Source organism: Haloferula chungangensis (assembly GCF_042664875.1).
In the GTDB taxonomy this organism is placed as follows: domain Bacteria; phylum Verrucomicrobiota; class Verrucomicrobiia; order Verrucomicrobiales; family Akkermansiaceae; genus Haloferula; species Haloferula chungangensis.
This window is the reverse complement of the sequence record NZ_JBHTBS010000002.1, coordinates 393,913-414,964: the sequence shown is the minus strand read 5'-3', so window position 1 is coordinate 414,964 and position 21,052 is coordinate 393,913. Positions and strand designations below refer to the sequence as shown.

Sequence of the window (21,052 nt, the reverse complement as noted above, 5' to 3'; positions counted from 1 at the left end):
TCAGGATCCTCCCTACTATCCGGGCATGGTCCGCCCCGCCGATAATCCCGACACTGATCACTACGACCTTGTCGTTCTGGGAGGTGCATTTTCCGGAAGTTCGCTCGGCCTTCTTCTGAAGCGGAAGCGGCCCGATCTGCGCATCCTGATCATCGAAAAATCGACGAAATTCGATCGCAAGGTTGGGGAGTCCACCTCGGAAGTCGCGGGCTGCTTTCTCACCCGCATCCTCGGGCTCAGCAACCATCTCGCCGGCAAGCATTTCCAGAAGCACGGTCTCCGCCTGTGGTTCAATGCTCCGGGAAATGACTGCCCAAGCCGCTGCTCGGAAATCGGCCCCTACTCGCAAGCCCGCTTCCCCACCTACCAGCTCGATCGCGAGATTCTCGACCAGCACCTTCTCGACGAAAGCGTCAAAGCAGGATGCGAACTTGCTCGCCCCGCGACCATCAAATCCTTCGAGCTCGGCGGAGTCGGCAGGAATACCGTCACCTACAAGCAGGACGGCGAAACCCGCAGCGTCACCGCAAATTGGGTCGCCGACTGCTCGGGCAAGGCGGCACTGATCGCCCGCCATCGCAAGACGCTTCACACGCTCGATGATCATCCGGTCCACTCCATGTGGGTCCGCTTTCGAAATGTCCGCTGCCTCGATTCCCAGGAAGCGCGCAGCATGGGCTTGCCTGCCGGTCCTTTTGTCGCCAGGGCGAGTGCCACCAATCATCTCATGGGCCGCGGTTGGTGGTGCTGGATCATCCCGCTTTCCAATGGCGACTTCTCCGCCGGGGTCACCTGGGACGAGCGCCTCTTCACTCCGCCTTCGGAGGGACCGATTGGGCAGAGACTCAAGGAGCACCTGCTCAGCCATCCGATCGGGAAGCTGATGTTCGAGCCTGCCGAGCCTATCGAAAACGACGCCCGCATCTACAAGTATCTTCCCTACTACACCTCCGAGGTCTGCGGAGATGGCTGGATCTCGATGGGCGATGCCGCCGGCTTCATGGACCCGCTCTACTCGCAGGGTCTCGACTACTGCGCCCATGGTACTTACGCCGCTCACAAGCTCATCCTTCGCTCGCTCTCCGGTGAGTGCGTGAAGGAATCGACCGCCCAACACGACATTCAGTACCGCCAATCCTACAACCGCTGGTTCAAGTCCCTTTACCTGAACAAGTACCAGTATCTTGGCGACTCCGACCTGATGCGAGCCGCCTTCCTTCTCGATCTCGCGACCTACTTCGTCGGTCCCGTCCAACTCGTTTACAAGTACACCGACAAGGAATTCACTCACATGCCCTACTTCGGCCCCATCGGTGGTGGCTTCGCCAAGTTCATGGCATTCTACAACCGACGCCTCGAAGTCATCGCCCGCAAGCGCTTGAACAAGGGAACCTACGGCAAACACAATCTCGACCACCCCTACTTCATCCGGAAATCCTTCGAAGGAAGCCCCCTTGCTTTCGGTCACTTTTTCCGGGGCGTCCGCACCTGGCTGAAACTCGAGATCGAGAATGCCTTCACCAGCCCCGTCCCGAAATTTACCGACGCCGGGTCGGGAGAGACACCCGTCACCAGTTTTCACAAGCCCATGGAGGCCTCGAGCGAGGATTCGGCTAGTGGCGCGCCGAAAGCAGCAATGGAAGGAGCCAAATAGTCCATCAGTCGGCGACCATTCCGCATCCCCAGCATAGAATCTCCACAGCCGGATCGAGGTCGCTCGCTGCGGCCTTTCCGTCCCTAGCCACTCACGCCCTCCGCCCTCGGATTCCCGGCAGCAGCACGATTGAGACTGCCATCGAAATCAGGATTCCCAGGACGGCCACCTTTCCCAGACTGGCGAGTGCGTCATTCGAAGCAAAGGCCAGCGAACCGAAGCCGATCGCCGTGGAAGCGCCACAAAAAAGCACCGCCTTGCCCGTGCCATTCCAGACGTCCTTCAAGTCACCGCCTGTCCGACGCACCGCCAGAAGAATGTGGATCGTGTAATCCAAACCGGTGCCTAACAGAAGTGGTGTCGCTGCGATATTGAGGAAGTTCCAGCCGATCCCCAGCAGCTTCATGGCAGCCAGCAACAAGCTCCCGCTGAGCAACATCATGCCCAGCGACAGCGACACATCCCAGACATTGCGGAAAACCAGCGAAAGCATCACAACCATCAGGACCGACATCGGCAGGAACACCTCCACCAAATCCTTTTTCACCAACGGCAGCACTGCTGGCTTCAGCAGGGTCCAGCCCGCAAGATGAATCCCCTCGTGGCTGAATTTCCTCAAGCTCGCGAAATCTTCCGGCGACAGATCTTCCGGATGAGCAATCTCAACTGTCCCTAACAGCGTGCCACCCTGCTCATTTTTGAAAACGTAAGCCCTCAGGATTTCCGCCGCCGCCTCATCATCCGGAACGCGCCTGGCATTCATCTTCAGAACTTCAGGCAAGCGCTCGAGCACCGACCTTCCCAAGGCCGTTCCTTCCTCAGAAAACCCGATTTCCTCTGCCGCCGCGAGGATTCGCTCGCGGTCTTCTACCAAGCTCTCGATCAGCTCGCGGTTTTCCGCCACGCGAACGGGCGTCGGCCACCAGCCCGACGGCAAATCCACGCTCTTCACCAGCCCGGGGCGCTCCGTCTTCAGGACTTCGAGACGCTGACCCGCCTCGATCACCCGAGCTTCGACCTCGGCATCGCTCGCTCCCTGGATCACCAGCTTCAGGGAAGGTGCCTGCCAGGCAGGAAAATGACCTTGAATCGCTTCAAATGCCGCCATCGCCGGACTGTTCCGCGGCCTCAAGAGCCCATTGTCGAACTCCACTCCCGGCGCTCCTTTCCAGATCAAAGTTCCGCCCGCCAGTAACGCCAGTCCCAGCGCCATGATGGCAGCTCGCCCCCGGCACGGCACCCACGATGCCTTGTGCGTGATCGGCGGCCTTCCCGCCCCCCTCCACGCCACCCACGGCACATAAAAACTCAGCATCAACACCGCTCCGGCAATCACCCCGAAAGCCACGATCGTTCCCAGCTGCGCGATCCCCGGAAGACCGCTCAGATTGAGGGCGAAAAACACCGCTGCCGTCGTCGCCGCCGCCCAGCCGATCGACTTCGTCGTCGATTTCCGGATCGCACCCACATCGTGCCCAGCCAGCTTCGCTTCCTGACAAATCAGCACACCATAATCCACCGTCAGACCAATCAGGATCGCCGCGAAGCCCGCTGCCATGATACTAAGCTCCCCGTAGACCCAGCCGGCGAGACCCATCGCCGTTAGAAACACCAGGCCGATCACTCCGGTCATTCCCACCAGCAGACCCAGCCGACGCTGCATGAGCAGGAAGAGCAAAGCGATCAGCGTGGAGGTCACCCCGATCGTCTTGGTCATGTCATTCTCCATCGCCGTGCCGATCTCCGCCTGAAACGCCGGCTCACCTGTCCAGCTCAGTTTCAATCCTCGTTCCGCCGCCCACGGCTCCGCCACTTCCTTGACCTTGGCGATCCAGTCAAAAGCTTCCTTGTAGCCGTGAATCGGACCCGGAGCATCGACGAAGAACAAGTGGGCGGATCCATCCGAACTCTCAAAACCTTCGCCCCCCTCACCCGCCGATTCGAACACGGCGGCCATCGAGGGATGCCCGAGAAAACCAAGCGGGTCATGAGCTGACATCATCATTTCTCCGCCGTCGAGCGAGGTCGCCACCCGCTCCAGCGCCTCACCCATTGTCGTATCGATCTGTTCTGGCGAAAGCGAGCTGACCAGATTCTCCGCATCCTTCTTTTCGCCATTCAGCCACAGCCAGCCCAACAGCTCCGCCATTCCTTCCGGCTGATCCATCCAGCGCGGCTTCCATCGCGCGTTCGAAGCCACCCCCGCCTGCGTGAGCAGGCCGGCCAATTCTTCCGACGCCGCCCCCAGCGTGCCCGCATCATCGTCGCTTCCCTCGATCAGCACCACCAGCTCCTCGTCCACTGAGAACACCTCGTAGTAAGCCTTCAGTCCCGCCACCTCCGGCATTTCACCCGGCAGGATCGATAAAATATCCGTGTCAAAGCGAATACGGCTCAGCCCAAGTCCCGCCACCGCGACCATCAACAAGAGCACCGCATGCTTCCACCATTTCCCCATGCCCGAATCCTGTCCGTCTCCTCGCAAAAATCCCAATCTCAAATTTCTCAATCCCCCGATGTCGGGAAATAATCCTTGGCAAATCACCCATCCGGCGCGGACTTAGGTCATGCGCCTCATCGCCTGCCTACTCGCCACCCTGACGACCCTCGCCACCGCTGAGCTCGATACCGCTCCGCTCGAAGCCTGGCTGGCCAAACAAAGCCGTGTGCGTTCCCTTGAGGCCGACTTCATTCAGGAGCGCACGCTCCCGGCCCTGCGCAAACCGGTCAGCACGCCCGGCACCTTCAGCATGCAGAAGCCCGGCAAGATGCGCTGGGAACTTGGCGAACCCGTCAAAACCCTCGCCGTCTCCGATGGCACCACCATGACGCTGGTCGACGTCGAGAAAAAGCGCGCCCGCCAGATCTCGGCCGACTCTGCCCGCGCCAAGCCCTTCACCCTGCTCGCCGACGGTGCCCTCAATGGCGACCTCGAAGGCTTCAAGAAGACCTTCGACCTCATCGAGTCCCGCGTCACCAACGGCATCTATCAGCTCACCGCCCGCCCGCGCGACCGCAATCTGCGCGACAAGGTCCAATGGGTCTTCCTCGACATCGATCCCAAGACCCAGCTCCTCCGCGCGATGGAAATCCAGCTCGACGACAAGTCTCGGATCCGCACGATTTTCTCCAACTCCCGGATCAACCCGAGAATTCCCGCCGAGCGTTTCACCGCCGATCTAAGCGGCTACAAGGTGCAGTAGTCCCAGCAGTCGTGGGCTCTGTCGTTGCGGCTCCGGGCGATCCCTCCGCCTTGCTCCCGCTCCGCCGGACAGCAGACTGGCTTCGGTGCCGGGCTCAGGGTGCCTGGGCAAAGGGAGTGGCGGTGTGTCGCGTATCAAGCTCGCGCGGCATCCACTTCCAAGGGTCCACCCCCTCCTCACCAAAAACCGCGAGACCGACGACGCCGACATTGCGGGCATTGCCGTGCCGTTGGTTTGCATAGGATCCCCCCACATCCGAGAACTCAAAACGGGCCACCGAATCCCATCCCGTCCTCCAGCCTTTCACCTCCAGCGTGTCACCCGGCGCGATGATGTATCCGCGTTTCGAAAAGGACGCCGATCTGCCGTCGATCACATCGAGCCCATCGACACTCAGCACCACTTCCACATGGCTGCGGCAACGGTTTTTCACGACCAGTGAATAGTCCGAACCGGCCGAACCGACAACGAAGCGCTTCCGTCCCGACTTGTAGGCCGGCAAGTAACCAAAGCTTCCTTTGATCCCCCACTCCTCCATCTCGCCGGCAGCTGTTTGGAGAGCCTCGGTCTTGTAGCGATATCCCGTCATCGCATTCACCCCTTCCCGATCGTTGTAGTAAATCACGTCCGTCCCCTTCGGCTTCGGCGAGTCTCTAACAAAAGACTTCCTGTGCCACTCGTCCCGGAGCTGTTTTCCAAATCCCGTCGCCAGCCCCGGCCGTTCCTCCGCTGGCTTTGCCTCACTTTGAGCACGGGGCGCCGCGCTGTTCAATTCTCCCGACCCATCCAATGGCGCGGAAGGAGCATAGCCGGAGCCTGGCACACCACCCGGCGGCGAGCAGCTGCTCAACGCCCAGACCAGCAGTGACGCGACGCCCACCAGCAGCACTCCAAGAGCCTCGCCCTCCCGCTCATATCGAAAAGCCATCTTCATAGTGCTAGAAATCCAGCAGTTAACCTTTGGATCGTCAATCCTATTGTGCTATTTTTTCAGCATTTAAATTGCAGCTTTTCCAGCAATTGCTATTTTCCCCTCATGAGCAAGTCACCCGATACCGCCCTTGCCCGTCGTGAGAGGCAGGTTATGGACATCCTCTATCGTCTGGGTGAGGCATCGGCGCAGGAGATTTTGGAAGCCATGCCCGATCCACCGAGCTACTCGGCAGTCCGGGCCCTACTGGCGACGATGATGGAAAAGAATCTCCTGAACCACCGGAAGCAATCGCGTCGCTATCTCTATCGACCCGCGGTCTCCGAAGCCAAAGCCAAGCGCTCCGCCTTGAAGCAACTGATCACCACCTTTTTCGACGGGCGGCCTGAGAAGCTCGTCGCCTCACTGCTCGACCCCGCAGATCAGAACCTCGACAGGGCTGAGATCGAGCGGATTCGTGAGCTGATCGACGGATCTGAAAAGTAGTTCCACTCCGCCATGCCCCTGACCGCCATCGTCTTTTCGCTCATCGCCTCGCTCCTGGTGTGGCTATGCGGTCGGCGTGATACGGTGCGTGCTCCTCAGGTCACCGCCGTGACGATCACCTTGCTGCTCGCCTTTCCGCTGCTCTCGCTGCTGCCGAAGTTCGCGATTCTTCCGGCATCGGAAGACGTCGTTTCGCGCCCTTCGGAGATCGGCAAGCATCTTCAAGTCCTTTGGATTTCCGGCGCTGCCTTTCTCTCGCTGCGCGTGTTTCTTGCCACGCTCGCCATCGAGCGATGGAGATCCGCTTCCCGACTCATCGAGTCCATTCCATGGGGTCGCCGAGAGATCGAAGTGAGAAGCCTCGCATCGATCCAAAGCCCGGTCGCGGCCGGAGTCCTTCGTCCCGTCGTCCTCGTCCCTGAGAACTGGGCATCCTGGCCTGATGATGTGCGTCAAATGGTACTCGCCCACGAGCTCGCCCACCATCGTCGCTTCGACCCGTTCTGGCGGTCTCTTGGAGCCATGGCTTGTGCCCTGCATTGGTTCAATCCACTTGTCTGGTGGCTTGTCCGTCACCATGCGGTGCAAGCCGAGTTTGCCTGCGACGCGATGGTGATTCGCGAGGGCATCAAGGCCCCCTGCTACGCCTCCGTGCTCTGCGATCTCGCTTCATCACAGTCGTCTCCCATCCCCGCCGCCGCCCTGTCCGAGCGAAGGTCACTTGCTCAGAGGGTCCACCGCCTGATGCACCCGAGTGGTGGCATTTCCCCCGCCCTGACAGCGCTTCTCATCGCGGCCATCGTCCTGGCAGCCATCGGCATGGCCGTGCTTCAGCGTGCGAACCAAAGCAGCTCCCCGGTGCCGGTCATCGAAGTCCAGACACGTCTCAGTGCCGACCCGTTCCCGGGAAACTGAACGACGGCGCGGAGCCTACTTGTTAGGCACCATCGCGTAGAGTGCGGTCGTCATGCAGTAGGCCTCATCAGCGCGCATCTTCTTCAAACTGTGGCCCTCACCCCATGAGTCCGTGTAGTAGATCATCGGCACCTCGGGGTCCTCGAAATTATAGCCGATGATCAAGCGCATGTGCCCTCCCCAGCTCTGGGGCATGTCGCCCTCCTTGTACATCCCGAGAAAGAGCGTCCAGCAAAGCGGCACACCCTGATCGACGTACTCCTTGATCTTGCGGTTGAAATGATCGTAGCGGTTCTGCTTCGCCTTGATCTCACGAAAAATGTCCGTGTCCGCCTTCGACCAGAACATTGCCGGATGCACAATCCACTCGTCGAGATCGACATCGAAGGTCCACTTCTCCGCCTTCTTCGCGGCCCTGTTGTAGCTTCTGACATCCCGTTCGAACTGTCGGTCATCGAACTCGATGAGCTTGAGAGTTCTGACGTGGATTCTTCCCGTGATTTTCTGGAACGCCTTCTCCATCACATCGCCCCGCGTTCCGTCTTCGGTTGTGTCAGCGAGTTGGGCCATCTCATGTTGATCCATTTCCAGTCCGTAGTATCGACCGACCCGTTCGATGGATGCCACCACGCAGTATCCCTTCTCACCCTGATCCACCATGGGAATCCCGTCGATGACGGTGAAGCCGTCTTCATCCTTTTTCACGTTGTCCTCCAAACTCGAACGCTTCGCCACCTCGCCGCTGCGGTTCTTGGCTGCGGAAATCGAAGCCATTCTCAGGCGGATGAACTCAGGACGTTTTTCAGACCGATTCACGCTCGATTCGAGCAAGGTCGCGGTATCTCCCTTCGTCCACATCCACCCGGTCACCGCCACGGCTCCCTTGGAATTCCGTTCCACGGATTCGACCCCCAACTTCTCATCGAGCTGTGATTTCCACCCGTCGAACTGCTTATTGAATGTCGAAAGCGGCAGGACCCCATTGTCGCCGCGGTTGTAGAGGGAAATGGTAACGGTCGAAGCCTTGCCGTCCTCCGCGCGGATCACCACCTCGCCCGCTTCCTCGCCGAGAAACTCAAACACTCCCGGCCTGGCCCGCAGGCCTTCCTTTTTCGACGAGAGCCACTCAAATCCCGCACTCGGTCCGGATCCGATCTCAATGCCATCCAGCGCGAGCTTATCACGAATCTCCTTTGGAATCTCTCCATTTTCCAGCTCCTTCTGTGTCCCTTTGATATCTTCAAGCGACTTCTCCCACAACTTGGCATCGAAGACGATTTCATCCAGATTCGGCGGACTTTCGACCTTTCCCTCCTGAGCTGAAGCGGAAAAAACCAGGGCCGTGAAAACGAGAGAATGAATTTGCTTCATGCTGAAACTACTACTACGCCAAGCGGATGCAACCTGTCGATGCTGGTTTTCAGGCTGGCACGCCATTCTCTGTCAGCCCTTCAATCGACATTCGGGCCTTTGGCAATCCGCTCGAACAATCGCGGATCATCGAGAATTGAGAGATAAGGGATGGGATCAATGTCATGGTCGAGCAGGTAACCTGTGAGTTGCTCGCGGACAATCGACTGGAGTTCCTCAGCCTGCCAGGGTTTGGCGATGTAATGATCGAGCCCTCCCGTATTGATCGCACGGATGGTGTCCTGCTGGTCGGCCTGGCCCGTCACCAGGACCTTGCGAATGCCTTTGTGATTCTCCTCGGCTTCAAGCTGGATGAGAAATTCCACCCCGCTGGTTCCCGGCAGGCGGTGATCACAAAGAATCAATCCCAGCGAATCACCGTCGTCATCGATGGAACGAAGAACATCCCGGGCGTCTTCCACATCTTCCGCCACTTCGATCCGGAAGAGCTTCGCAAAGGGTTCAAGATCCCGAGTGATGGCCTGACGAACCTCGGGTTCGTCATCGAGCGAGAGAATGGTGATTTGGTTCATAGAGCTTCAGGTGGTTGAGATATCTTCGGTGGATTTTCGGGAAGATCGACCGTGAAAACCGTGCGTCCCGGCTGGGATTCGAAGCGAATCTCTCCCCCATGCTGCAGAACGATGTTCCGTGATATCGGAAGTCCAAGGCCAAGCCCGAACTCGACCCTGCCCTTGCGAGTGGTGAAGCGGGCCTCGAAGAGACGCTCGCGGTCTTCCTCACGGATGCCGACGCCGTTGTCCTCGACTTCCACCCGCTGCCAGCCCGGCCGCGGAGAGCAGGTGGAAACCTTCACCGTGCCGCCCGGCCCGATGGCCTGGGAGGCGTTCGATATCAGATTCGTCCAGACCTGTTGAAGCTGTGAGGGGCTCGCCAGAATTTCGGGCAACTCCGCGTAATGTTTCTCGAGATCGATCTCGCGCAGGCGGTTCGCCAAAATGAGCAGCACATCGTCGATGGTCCCATTAAGCTCTACTTTCTCGAAGTGGTCTTCATCAGACCTCGCATAGATCTTCAGGCTGCGGACCAGCGCGGCCACCCGACTCGAGCAATTCGAACAATTGCGCAATGACATCCCGATCTGGCCGGCGAGGTCGAGCTGGCGGAGCACTTGTTCGTCACCGATTCCCCCTGCGAGGGCACGATAGCGCTGGAAATCAGCCCGACATTCGACCCCGGCAGCAACGAGCCGGGCCGCCTTGTTGGGATCCACCTTCAAGTCCTTGGCAAGTGCATCGCGCAATCGCCGTTCGTCACGCGTCGAGCGCGGCGGAATCTTCTTTGCCACCGGGATTGCTGCGGCGGCAACTGCCAGATCCGGCGTCATTCCCAAAAGTCTTTCAAGGTCCTGCTCCAGATGCTCGGTCGCATGGAGAATGGCCCCGATCGGGTTATTCAGTTCGTGGGCCATGCCCGCGGCGAGATTGCCGAGCGTGGCCATCTTTGTCGTCTCGACCAGGCGCTCCTGAGTCGCACGAAGCTCATCAAGCGTCTCCGCAAGTTCGTCCCGCTGTTCAGCCAGCCTATGATTGAGCGTGCGGACTTGAACCAGCAATTGCGCCGACCGGCGGTTCCGCCGGGCCATCGACCGGAGGATCACGGTAATCAGATAGTTCGATAAACTCGGGCTTTGATGTATCGCCTCGCGAACCTGCTCACTGCCGAGGACAAGCGCCGTGGTTGGGGTGACCGCACGACAGGAAAAGAAGACAGGACTCTGCAGTGAGAGGGACATCAAACCCACAATCCGCCCGGCACTTTCCGAGTGAAAGGTGACATCATCACCGTCGATCGTCCGATACAACTTTACCCGTCCTTCAATAATGATCCAGATGGTCCCGGCCTCGTCGCCTTCATTGACCAGCACATCACCCGGTGCGTAGTGCTTCCGGTCAGGATGCCCGAGAACCTTGTCGAACTCATCGATCATCGAGGCCTCGATCTGATCGTCGCTCAGTTCATCAACGGCGATGACCGAGCGTTTCACCTCATTCAGCTTGCTGTTGAGCTGCTGGTAGTTCTTCCGTGTCGAGGAAAACCCGCTCGCCAGGGATCGAAGGTCAAGGAGGGGGTGAAGCTCATGCAGGAGGTGCGGCGCGCTATGGACCACATAGTCCGTAAGCAAGCTCTTCATCAGGCGTCTGAGTGCCTCCTCGTCGAACTCCGGGTCGAGACGGCCGTGGAGCGCGCCCAGCTGGAGCAGCGTGTCGGAATCCCCGGTGTCGTCCGCTTCGGCCAGCAGCACCTTACGACAATCCCGAAGCGGTGGCACGTGGTGGAGCTGGCGGAGCAACTCAATGCCGTCCAGTTCGTCGAGATCAATCCCCGCAAAAATGAGCGGCAGGTCACGCTTTTCTGCAAGCACCGCACCGGCTCGGTTGGCGAGCTCGGCCCCATTCGTAAAAGCCTCAACGTCGATCATGCCCGGCACCGAGGTCGCAAATGACGCGCGCAGTCGCTCGGGGACCGAGGGATCTCGATGAGCGCAGAGAACGAGACTTGGCATGACGGCTTCGAGTTTGATTCTTCCAGCTGCCTATCCAAGACCAGCCATTTTCAACAGCACCGGAAGGAGGAGATAAGTGAGGCCCACCCCCACGACCGCGACGATGATCCCACTGGTTGCCATTTGTTTGGTGCTGATGATGCCCGCTCCATAGGCAATGGCATTTGGCGGCGTGCTGATGGGCAGCGCCATGGCCAGCGAGGCACCAATGGCGACAAACACCAGGATGATGACCACATTACCGCCGGCAGCCGACGCGACCGCGATCGCGATGGGGGCCAGCAGGTTGCTCGCAGCACTGTTGGAAATGAAGGTGCTCATCAGCAGGGCTGTGCCACAAATGGCAATCCCGACGAGTCCCACATTCATCGCGTTCCAATCAATCAATCCCACAATCCACGCATCAAAACTCGTGGCCGACACCCCGACCCCCAGAGCAATCCCCCCGGCGACGAGCCAGAGCACATCCCATTCAAGCATCCGGAACTCCTTCGATCCCACGACTCCCGTGGCCAGCAGAATTGCCACAGGAAACATCCCCACGACATAGGAGTTGATGCCGTGCAGTGAGCCCGTAATCCACATAAGGATCGTGAAAACTGCGGTCGCATAATAGATTGCCGCCTTGGATGACTTCACCCATTTGACATTCATATCGATCTCGATGGATTTCTTGGATGCCGGAAAAAGCAGAAGCACCATCACCCATGCCAGCAGGAGCAGCAGCATGGCGAGAGGAACGGCGAAAATCATCCACTGAAGAAACGAGCACTGACCCACCGGCTGCCCCGTCTCCGGATTAATTTTTGCAAGGGCCCCGAGAATGATGGCGTTCGGCGGCGTCCCGATCGGCGTTCCGATGCCACCGATATTTGCGGCGAAAGGGATCCCAATCGCAAGTCCGGCGCGAAGTTTGTCGTCCGCATCAAGACGGTGGATGATCGGAAGGACGACGGCCATGATGGTGGCGGTCGTGGCCGTATTGCTCATCCACATCGACAGCACTCCTGTGATCAGCATCAACCCTAACAGAACCCTCGAGGGCTTGCTTCCAAATGGCTTCAACATGATCGCTGCCAGATTGCGATCGACACCGAACTTCGCCGCCCCAAAGGCAAGAAAGAAGCCACCCAGGAAGAGGATCAGCACCTGATTGGCGAGGGTATCAAAGAAGACCTTGTACCTTGGCGGACCCTCTTCTCCGAAGCCCTCGGCGACGCCCCAGGCCCAACCAAGATCGGCCGACACATCGCTGAGGAACAAGATCAGCAACAGAATCACACAGGCCGAGGTGGCGAATAAGGGAATCGCCTCACTCACCCACAGCACGACGGCGAAGATGAAGATCGAGAGAAGCCGATGACCCGCTTCAGAAAGCCCTTCTATCTGGATGAAGAAGGGCAGCAGAAAGCCGATGAAGGCGAGAATGAGGGAAATGGTTTTGCCAGACAGCAGCGACTTTAAAGCACTCATTGGTCATGTCTCGTTTAGCTCGTTCTCCCTCCAAGCAGCAAGTGAGCAAGAGAATGTGCGTAGCCATTCGCAGCAGGCGATCGAACCCCAGCTTGATCGTCCTCCAAGAGCCGAGGTCAATGGCTCCGAAATCCTCACCATCCTATCCAGCTTGGTCCAAATAAACCGAGATGGAGCCGATTCGCTCCCTAGCTTGACGTCCCTGCCATCGCTTTCTGGAACCATCACTCGATCAATTTGCTGTTGGAATTCGACACCTCCCCCATGACCACTGCGAGCCATTCGCTCTCTCCCTTCGTTCCCCGCTGCCGGATCTCCTCGATCACCTCTCGGATTTCCGGCACCACGATCCCCTCCCTTTCGACCTGCTCCATGTCGGGTGGAAAGTCCGCATGATCGAGCACCGCAGCTGATAGATGATAGCACGCCCAGGCTCGCCACGAGCGCAACTCGACATTCGCTCCGCTCACGCGGGTTGCGAGATGCTGGAAATGCCTCACGGGATTCCCGAGAAACCCCTCCTCCGGCGCCTGTTCGAGCATCCAAATCAGAGCTCGGTAGGGAAGCGGCCAGCGTCTCAGGATCTCCTCATCTCCCTCCAGTTCGGCCGACCATGCCTTGTTCAACTGAAGAATCGCCTGAGCTGGCTTTCCCGCCATCCAGAGCGATTGGCCATACTCGAGCGACGCCAGATAGAAGCCAGCGTCCCGACGCCCGCGGTGCCCTCGCACCCAATCCGCCGTCAAATGCTGATCAACCATCGGCAGATAGGGGCAGCGAGGCTGCCTGATCCAGAAAGTTTCGTCCGAGGTGCGGGCCATCGGAGCAAACCTGCAGGCTGCCTCGTCGTTTTGAAGATAAAAGCACCGCAGAAAGGACCCTTCAGCAACATATCCCCGATAAAGGGGATGAAATCGAGATCCCTCGTCCCCCGTTCCAATGCTAGGTTCGCCACTTCAGACCCGCTTCCGGAGAAGCCCTGATGCCAACAACCTGCAATGACTGAAAAGTTGTCCGACAACCCTGCGTATCACCCGACAGCCCCTCGGCTTGAACCCATGCGTTTCAAAACCTTACTCTTGCCTCTGATCCTCTCGCTGCTGCTAAGCCACTGCCGGGATTCGTTGCCGATGCAAGCTGATCCCAGCGCCGGAACCCCCGACGAAGTTCCAGCCCAGGCCAGCATCTCGATCCCTGACGAGGTCACTTTCAACGAACACATCCAGCCGATCCTCTCCGAGTACTGCTACCACTGTCACGGCCCCGACGAGAAGACGCGGGTCCCGGAGGATGCCCCTTACCGCCTCGATATCGCCGAGGAAGCCCTCGCCCCGCGCGAGAACGGAAAGCCTGCGATCATCGCGGGCGACCCTGACGCCTCGCTCTTGGTGAAACTGATCCGCTCGAAGGACGCGGACAGCATCATGCCTCCGCCAAGGTCCCACAAAGAGTTGAAGCCGGAGCAAATCGCCCTTCTGGAGAAATGGGTCGAGCAAGGTGCCGAATATCAGGATCACTGGTCGCTGATCCCCGTCGAACGCCCCGAACCACCAGCGGTCGGCGAAACCTGGGCCTCCAACCCCATCGACCCCTTCATTTTCGAGAAACTCGAAGCCCATGGGCTCGCTCCCAATCCCCAAGGCGACCCCGAGCGCTTCTATCGTCGTCTCCACCTCGATCTCACCGGTTTGCCGCCAACGCCGGAAGACATTGCCGCCTTCTCCTGGGAAACGCTGGACGCCGAGGTCGACCGCCTTCTCGCCACCACTAGCAGTGCCGAACATTTCGCTCGCTACTGGCTGGATGCCGCGCGCTATGCCGACACCCACGGCATCCACATCGACAACTACCGCGCCATCTGGCCCTATCGCGACTGGGTGATCAACGCCTTCAAGGCTAACATGCCATGGGACCAGTTCACCATCGAACAGATCGCCGGTGACATGCTCCCCGACGCGACCCTCGATCAAATGGTCGCCACCGGATTCAACCGCTGCCTTCCGACTACCGGCGAAGGCGGAGCCATTGCCGAGGAATACGAGGCCATCTACGCTCAGGACCGCACCGACACCACTTCAGCCGTCTGGCTCGGTCTGACGATGGGATGCGCCGCCTGCCACGACCACAAGTTCGATCCCATCAGCCAAAAGGACACTTACTCGTTCAACGCCTTTTTCCGCAACACCCCCATGACGGCTCTCGACAAGAACAATGCCGATCATCCTCCCAACATTTTCGTTCCTCACATGGACGACCGCACACGCTGGGCATCCCTTTCCCATGAGATCAACGAGGTTGAGAAGGAACTGGAGGAACGGAGAATGGCAGCACATCCAGACTTCAAGATGTGGCTTGCCTCCGCCAAACCCGAACCCACCACGGATATCGACTCCACCCTGTCCGTCCACCTCCCCCTCAACGATTCGGATACCATCATCCGCGGACGGATTGACGGGGAAGCCCGTGAGTGGCCAAGTGACCTTCCGCGGGTTGCGGGCCCGGCGGGCGATGCTCCCCTCGTGAGTGCCCACCCTCTCGAACTCGGCGACCTCGCCTCATTCTCTCGTTCCGATCAGGTCACCTACGGAGGCTTCATCCGCATCGAGGGCAAACCTTCCGGTGCGGTGATCGCCCGGATGAACGCCGAAGAAAATTTCCGAGGCTGGGATATCTATCTGGAAGGCGGAAAAATCACCACTCACGTCATCGACAGCTGGAACAAGTCCGCCAACAAACTGGTTTCTCCCCGTCCGCTCAAGCCAGCAACCTGGCACCATGTGATGTTCACCTTCGATGGTAGCGGAGCGAGCCACAAGGCCAGCGCGCTCTTCATCGACGGCGTCAAAGTCCCCGCGAAGCTGAACCCTAACACCGTTGGAGGAAACATTTCGACAAAAGTCCCGCTGAGCCTCGGATCGCGACACAAGCAGGCATCGAAGCTCCACAACGGAAAAGTCGCGCTTCAGGATTTCCGCTTCTACCGTCGATTGCTCGGACCAGCCGAAATCAAGGCCCTGGCCGAACGAGGACAGATCCAGGAGATCCTCGCCACTTCTGAAGAACAGCGTAGCAGGAAACAAATCAACACCGCATTCTCCTACTATATCTCCAGTATCGATAGTCCCTCGCAAACCATTCTGGCTCGGCTCAACAAACTCAAAGCCGAGCAAAGACAGCTCAGCAAACGCGGGTCCGTATCGCTGATCATGAAGGAGAAGGCAGACAGCGAACCTTTTGCCCACATCCTGAACCGTGGCATCTACTCCGATCTCGGGGAAAAGGTATCTCCCAACACGCCTTCGGCCCTGCCACCGATGCCCGAGGACGCTCCGCGCAACCGTCTTGGCCTGGCAAGGTGGCTCGTGTCCAAGGATAATCCGCTGACCGCACGGGTCACCATGAACCGCCTGTGGTATCAACTCTTCGGCAATGGCATTGTCGAAACCGTCGGCGACTTCGGCATCATGGGAGCCCGCCCAAGCCACCCTCAGCTACTCGACTGGCTCGCCGCGGAGTTCATGGAATCGGGCTGGGACCATCGCCACATGGTCAAAACCATCGTCACCTCCGCCGCCTATCGCCAGTCGGAAACCATCACCGCCGGGAAACTCGAAATCGACCCCGGAAACCGCCTCGTTTCCCGAGGTCCACGCTATCGGCTCGATGCCGAACAGATTCGCGACCTCGCCCTCGCAGCCTCCGGCCTGCTCACCGACAAGTTCGGAGGACCTCCAACCAAACCCTACCAACCGGAAGGCGTCTGGGAAGCGGTCGCCATGCCTCAATCCAATACCAAAAACTACCAGCAGGACAGCGGCAAAAACCTCTACCGTCGCTCCATTTACACCTTCTGGAAACGCACCGCTCCTCACCCCGCGATGGAGATTCTCAACGCTCCCGCCCGCGAAGTCACCTGCGTCGCCCGCGAAAGAACCAACACGCCCCTGCAGGCCTTCGTCACACTCAATGACCCTCAATTCGTCGAGGCGTCACGCGTGCTGGCCGAGCATGCCGTCCATGATTCAGTCGACTTCGGCTCACGACTCGACTTCATCGCCACCCGGCTTATCGGGCGGTGCTTGGCCAAAGACGAAAGCGTGATCGTCAGGACCACCCTCGAACACGCCCTGAGCAGCTTCAAATCCAATCCCGATGCGGCCAGATCCTTGATCGCCACCGGCGCAACCAAGCCCGACGCATCACTCGACCCTGTCGAACTTGCCGCATGGACCTTGATCGCAAGTCAGCTCCTCAATCTCGACGAAACCCTAACAAAGTGATCATTGCTTAACTGGAAATCAGACATGGTTTTCAGAAAACCGATCCCAATTCCCTCCTTCCCGATGTCTTCCCCATTTCTTTCCATCTCCGATTACAATGCCGCGATCAATCGGCGCCAGTTCTTCCGCAAGAACGGCACCGGCCTGGGGGTTGCCGCTCTTACCTCGCTGCTTGGTAAAACAGGGCTCGGCTCCGAAATCGGTCTACCTGCTTCCGTCAGCCACTTTGCCCCGAAAGCCAAACGTGCAATCTACATCTCTCTGATCGGAGCACCCTCCCAACTCGATACCTTCGACTACAAGCCAGAGCTCAAAAAGCGATTCAAGGAAGACCTCAAGGACTACCTCGCCCAGCAGGGAGAGCGTCTAACAGGGATGACCTCCGGTCAGGCGACATTCCCCCTCGCCCCCTCCATCTTCCAGTTCAAGCAATACGGACAGTCCGGAGCCTGGGTCTCCGAACTCCTTCCCTGGACCGCCAGGATGGTCGATGACCTTTGCATCGTGAAATCGATGCACACCGAGGCCATCAATCATGAACCTGCCAACCAGCTCATTTACACGGGCTCGATGCAAGCTGGCAAAGCCTCCATGGGTTCATGGCTTTCCTACGGCCTCGGATCGATGAACGAAGACCTTCCATCCTTCGTCGTCCTCCATGCCACCCACTCATCCCCCTATGCCAACGTCCAGGCCATCTCGTCTCGTCTTTGGGGTGCGGGATTCCTTCCAGGAAAGTACGCCGGCGTCGCGTTCCGCTCAAAAGGTGATCCGGTGCTCTACCTCAGGGACACTGACGGCATCTCGCGCAACCTCCGCCGCAACATGCTCGACGGCCTGAACGCCCTCAACCAGAGGTCCTACGACGCCGTCGGCGACCCCGAAATCCAAACCCGCATGCAGCAGTATGAAATGGCTTTCCGCATGCAGGCCAGCGTTCCCGAACTCGCCGATCTCTCCGGAGAACCCGCACACATCCACGAACTCTACGGCGCTGACAGCAAGAAGCGTGGCACCTTCGCCAACTCCGCCCTGATGGCCCGTCGCCTCCTCGAGCGCGGCACCCGCTTCGTGCAGATTTTCCATCGCGGCTGGGACCAGCACAACAACTTGCCCCGCGATCTCACCTCTCAGTGCAAGGACGTCGACCAAGCTTGCTACGGCCTCATCCAGGATCTCAAGCAGCGCGGCATGCTCGAAGACACCCTCGTCATCTGGGGCGGTGAATTCGGCCGCACCGTCTACAGCCAAGGCGCCCTAACAGAGACCGACTACGGTCGCGACCACCACCCACGCTGCTTCTCCATGTGGATGGCTGGCGGCGGCATCAAAGGCGGACAAGTCTACGGAGAGACCGACGACATGGGTTACAATATCGTCGAGAACCCCGTCCACATCCGCGACCTGCACGCCACCTTGCTTCATCAGCTCGGCCTCAACCACGAACGCCTGAGCTACAAATTCCAAGGCCTCGACCAGCGACTAACCGGCGTCGACCCCGCCAAGGTCGTCACCGACATCCTGGCCTAGCCGGAACCCCGAGGATTCACCGTGCGATCGCCGGCATTGAGGTGACATATCGATCGATGCATGCCATCCGTTTCTGCCATGCCGCCGAAAGCGCGGCTCAGTTCGGATCCTCATCGGGATCGTTCGTCCAGACCACCGCATTTTGGGGAACCTTGATATCCCCTGAGGTGGTGATCAGGTCGGAAGGTGCGAACGGCTCCACGTGGCCGTCGACGAATACCAACATGCCCTTGCCATTGTAGCGTCCGACAAAGGCACGGGCGTTTCCTTTCGGTGAAGCATCGAATCCACGTTGACCTGGCACGGTTTTTTTGTCTCCCGGCATCCCTGCTTCGAAAAATGCCACAGTGCGCGACGGTACCTGAATCTGACTGAGGCGCCCCTGAAGCTTGATGCCTTCGTCGTTCTTCCGCTGCAATCGGCTATTCATGGCGATCGCAAAATACGGAGTTCCGAGCTTCTTGTCACCGCTCGGATAAGGAGCACCGGGGAGATACAGGGGATAGCTCTCTTCGTAGAGGCGGTCTGGACTGGAGGCCAGGGCGCCGAGCGACTCGTAACCGATCAACTCGGGCAAAACATTGTACCAGACATCCTTGTTTTCAGGCTGCGCTGCCGCCTGCCAATCGTCAGAGCCTGGTGCATCCTCCCACGGCAGAGCGCCCGCATTGTCCGAGGTGTAGGATGTCAGGGCCCCACCCAGTGCTTCCAGCTTGCTGATCGCGTGCGCGCGGTAGGCCCTTTGCTTCATCGAACTCATGATGGGCACGGCAATCCCCGCCAGCACCACAATGATCGCCACCACCACCAAGAGTTCGGTCATGGTCCATCCCGACGGCATTTTTTTCGCATTCACCCTTTTCATTACATGCCTCCCTGCTTGGTCGTTACAAGAATCCGATCATTTCCGTTTGCGAGCTGAAGGCGTTCGACAAACGCATGCAGTTCGGCGCCTTCCTTGAGCCGGACACCGTAAGTCAATTCCGTCATCATTCCGGCTTGAACCGTCTCAACGCTAGAAAGTTCTGCAGTTTCGGTGAATTCTTCGAAAATGGGCAGAAACACGACGTCATAGTTGATATCGTTCGCGACCCGAATGCGAAGTTGGTGGGAAAGCGACTGGGGAGCGAAGGCGTTCATGCGGGTCAGAATAATGATCATCGCTGAGGTGATCAGGGTGGTCAGCACGGCCATCGAATAAAACCGCGCTCCGACCACCATCCCGGTCGCCATCGCGAAAAGCACAAAACCCAAGTCCCGTGCCTGTCCGAGGTTGCGGCGAAAACGAATCACCGAAAAGGCGGCAAACATCCCGAAGGCGATGCTCATGTTTCCACTGACCACCATGATCAGGATCGTGGTCACCAAACCCATGATGACCAGGGTCTGCACATAGTCCTGGGAATAACGAGTCCCTCGGTAGGTCGATTTATAAACCGTGCCGATCGTCAGATTGAGAACCAAGCTCAGAACCATGGCGAAAATCACCTCGACCTCCGTCGGCCGATCCTGTCCGAGCGTTTCCTTGAAAGCTTCGAATATCGAATCCATTGTGTGATGAATGTTAGATGGCGGGTGCGGCCAATCGACGAGTCATTCTCCCGACGATCGGCATGATGATCGGATCGAAGAACTCGAGCGCACTGCAGTACTTGCTGAAGGGCGTTTTCAGAAGCCCGTGCTTCGCTCCAAGTTCCCGCAACCAGTAAGGTGCCGAGCCAAACAACTTCAGTTCCAGCACCCGCTCGCCCGGAGGCATCACAACATGGGGAAAATCCGGATCATCCGGCAGGAGTGCCTGCCTGACCGTCCGGCACTTGATCGCAGTGTCGAATGTCACCCGGACATTGTCAGGTCCCTCGAATGCCAGTCGGTCGTATCGCATCTGCATCGCCGGTTTCACCCCCTTCACCTCGACTAGGCGGAGCACCTCCTCGGCCAGCAGGATCTCATCACGCCGGGTGAATTCCCGGCGCATGCCGCGCATCAGCTCGGCCACGTCAAAGCCTGGCGTGCTTACCACCTCAAGCGGCACGCGGATCCGCCGCTTCACCCCGACTCCGTCGCACTTGTGTTTCACTTCCAGAAACGCCGAGGGAGGAATCACTCCATTTGAAGTTCCATATATCCTAACACGAAGTTTCCGACGGTTGGGCTGCCTGCGATTGCGCTCCCAGTAGGCATCTCGGTCATCCGTATCATAATACTCCGAAATGATCGGATAAGCACCGCCCACAGCACCATTCGCATCCCCGGGAAGCATCGCCTTAATGGCCGCAAGCACGGCCTCCCCCTGCTCTGCTTTCAAGTGGAACTTGAGCTCTCTTCTCGCTTGCCGAATATCCATGGGTTTTTGGGTTTTTGCTCGATTCCGTCACGAAAACGTCACGTGAATCATTTTTACAAACCACCATCAGAAACAATCAGCGCCAAAATTCCGAATTTTATTCGTGTCAACGCCACCCTGCCCCCGGAAACTCAGGGAATCGGCTCGGCAAAGGCGCCTCCTGTCCTGCCTCTCCGACAAAATCCTACGGAGTGGAGCCAATTGGGAGCTTCAATCCCGTGCCAGCGATCGAGCTCCTGAAGGGCCCACCATCCGCCAGATGACGGCCGAATCATCAGCTCGGCAATTGATGATTC

General features: G+C 58.7%; 16 protein-coding genes. 6 read left to right on the top strand and 10 right to left on the bottom strand.

The features are described from left to right. The first annotated feature begins 25 nt into the window (after nucleotides 1-25). A complete protein-coding gene (locus ACFQY0_RS05655) occupies nucleotides 26-1,654 on the top strand; it encodes an NAD(P)/FAD-dependent oxidoreductase (RefSeq protein WP_379710133.1) in 1,629 nt (542 codons plus the stop codon). Between the two features lie 91 nt (nucleotides 1,655-1,745). Here the strand turns inward: ACFQY0_RS05655 and ACFQY0_RS05650 are convergent, their stop codons facing one another. After that, complete coding sequence (locus ACFQY0_RS05650) at nucleotides 1,746-4,112, bottom strand: MMPL family transporter (RefSeq protein WP_379710131.1); 2,367 nt, start codon at nucleotides 4,110-4,112, stop codon at nucleotides 1,746-1,748. 109 nt (nucleotides 4,113-4,221) lie between these two features. Here ACFQY0_RS05650 and ACFQY0_RS05645 point away from each other — a divergent pair, with 109 nt between their 5' ends. Then, a complete protein-coding gene (locus tag ACFQY0_RS05645; RefSeq protein ID WP_379710128.1) occupies nucleotides 4,222-4,857 on the top strand; it encodes a LolA family protein in 636 nt (211 codons plus the stop codon). Nucleotides 4,858-4,951: 94 nt separating this feature from the next. Here ACFQY0_RS05645 and ACFQY0_RS05640 read toward each other — a convergent pair whose 3' ends face one another. Continuing rightward, nucleotides 4,952-5,785 (bottom strand): hypothetical protein, encoded by an 834-nt coding sequence (locus tag ACFQY0_RS05640; protein ID WP_379710126.1) that lies wholly within the window; start codon nucleotides 5,783-5,785, stop codon nucleotides 4,952-4,954. Nucleotides 5,786-5,893: 108 nt separating this feature from the next. Here ACFQY0_RS05640 and ACFQY0_RS05635 point away from each other — a divergent pair, with 108 nt between their 5' ends. Then, the gene (locus tag ACFQY0_RS05635) at nucleotides 5,894-6,274 is read left to right on the top strand and encodes a BlaI/MecI/CopY family transcriptional regulator (RefSeq protein ID WP_379710124.1); all 381 of its coding nucleotides are present in this window, start codon (nucleotides 5,894-5,896) and stop codon (nucleotides 6,272-6,274) included. 12 nt (nucleotides 6,275-6,286) lie between these two features. Next, entirely contained in the window at nucleotides 6,287-7,189 is a 903-nt protein-coding gene (locus tag ACFQY0_RS05630) for a M56 family metallopeptidase (RefSeq protein WP_379710122.1), read from the top strand. A 15-nt stretch (nucleotides 7,190-7,204) separates the two neighbouring features. Here the strand turns inward: ACFQY0_RS05630 and ACFQY0_RS05625 are convergent, their stop codons facing one another. From ACFQY0_RS05625 to ACFQY0_RS05605, 5 genes are all read right to left on the bottom strand, one after another. Continuing rightward, nucleotides 7,205-8,560: a hypothetical protein gene (locus ACFQY0_RS05625; RefSeq protein ID WP_379710121.1), complete on the bottom strand. Its 1,356-nt coding sequence runs from the start codon at nucleotides 8,558-8,560 to the stop codon at nucleotides 7,205-7,207. 80 nt (nucleotides 8,561-8,640) lie between these two features. Continuing rightward, entirely contained in the window at nucleotides 8,641-9,132 is a 492-nt protein-coding gene (locus tag ACFQY0_RS05620) for a response regulator (protein ID WP_379710120.1), read from the bottom strand. Next, nucleotides 9,129-11,126 carry an ATP-binding protein gene (locus tag ACFQY0_RS05615; RefSeq protein ID WP_379710117.1) on the bottom strand — a complete coding sequence of 666 codons (1,998 nt, stop codon included), beginning with the start codon at nucleotides 11,124-11,126 and terminating at the stop codon, nucleotides 9,129-9,131. Before ACFQY0_RS05615 ends, ACFQY0_RS05620 begins: the two co-directional genes overlap by 4 nt. Before the next feature lie 30 nt (nucleotides 11,127-11,156). Further along, complete coding sequence (locus ACFQY0_RS05610) at nucleotides 11,157-12,599, bottom strand: SLC13 family permease (RefSeq protein WP_379710115.1); 1,443 nt, start codon at nucleotides 12,597-12,599, stop codon at nucleotides 11,157-11,159. A gap of 224 nt (nucleotides 12,600-12,823) precedes the next feature. Continuing rightward, complete coding sequence (locus tag ACFQY0_RS05605; protein ID WP_379710112.1) at nucleotides 12,824-13,420, bottom strand: hypothetical protein; 597 nt, start codon at nucleotides 13,418-13,420, stop codon at nucleotides 12,824-12,826. 237 nt (nucleotides 13,421-13,657) lie between these two features. On the opposite strand from ACFQY0_RS05605, the gene ACFQY0_RS05600 reads away from it, so the two are divergent. Together ACFQY0_RS05600 and ACFQY0_RS05595 are read left to right on the top strand one after the other, a co-directional pair. Beyond that, on the top strand, nucleotides 13,658-16,879 hold the full coding sequence (locus ACFQY0_RS05600) for a DUF1553 domain-containing protein (RefSeq protein WP_379710109.1): 3,222 nt from the start codon (nucleotides 13,658-13,660) through the stop codon (nucleotides 16,877-16,879). A gap of 63 nt (nucleotides 16,880-16,942) precedes the next feature. Next, nucleotides 16,943-18,409 (top strand): DUF1501 domain-containing protein, encoded by a 1,467-nt coding sequence (locus ACFQY0_RS05595; protein WP_379710106.1) that lies wholly within the window; start codon nucleotides 16,943-16,945, stop codon nucleotides 18,407-18,409. Between the two features lie 97 nt (nucleotides 18,410-18,506). On the opposite strand, the gene ACFQY0_RS05590 is transcribed toward ACFQY0_RS05595, so the two are convergent. The 3 genes from ACFQY0_RS05590 to ACFQY0_RS05580 are packed head-to-tail and all read right to left on the bottom strand — an operon-like array spanning nucleotide 18,507 to nucleotide 20,756. Then, complete coding sequence (locus ACFQY0_RS05590) at nucleotides 18,507-19,250, bottom strand: prepilin-type N-terminal cleavage/methylation domain-containing protein (protein WP_379710593.1); 744 nt, start codon at nucleotides 19,248-19,250, stop codon at nucleotides 18,507-18,509. Nucleotides 19,251-19,273: 23 nt separating this feature from the next. Beyond that, complete coding sequence (locus tag ACFQY0_RS05585) at nucleotides 19,274-19,960, bottom strand: DUF4956 domain-containing protein (protein ID WP_379710103.1); 687 nt, start codon at nucleotides 19,958-19,960, stop codon at nucleotides 19,274-19,276. Nucleotides 19,961-19,973: 13 nt separating this feature from the next. Continuing rightward, complete coding sequence (locus ACFQY0_RS05580) at nucleotides 19,974-20,756, bottom strand: polyphosphate polymerase domain-containing protein (protein WP_379710100.1); 783 nt, start codon at nucleotides 20,754-20,756, stop codon at nucleotides 19,974-19,976. Nucleotides 20,757-21,052: the final 296 nt, after the last annotated feature.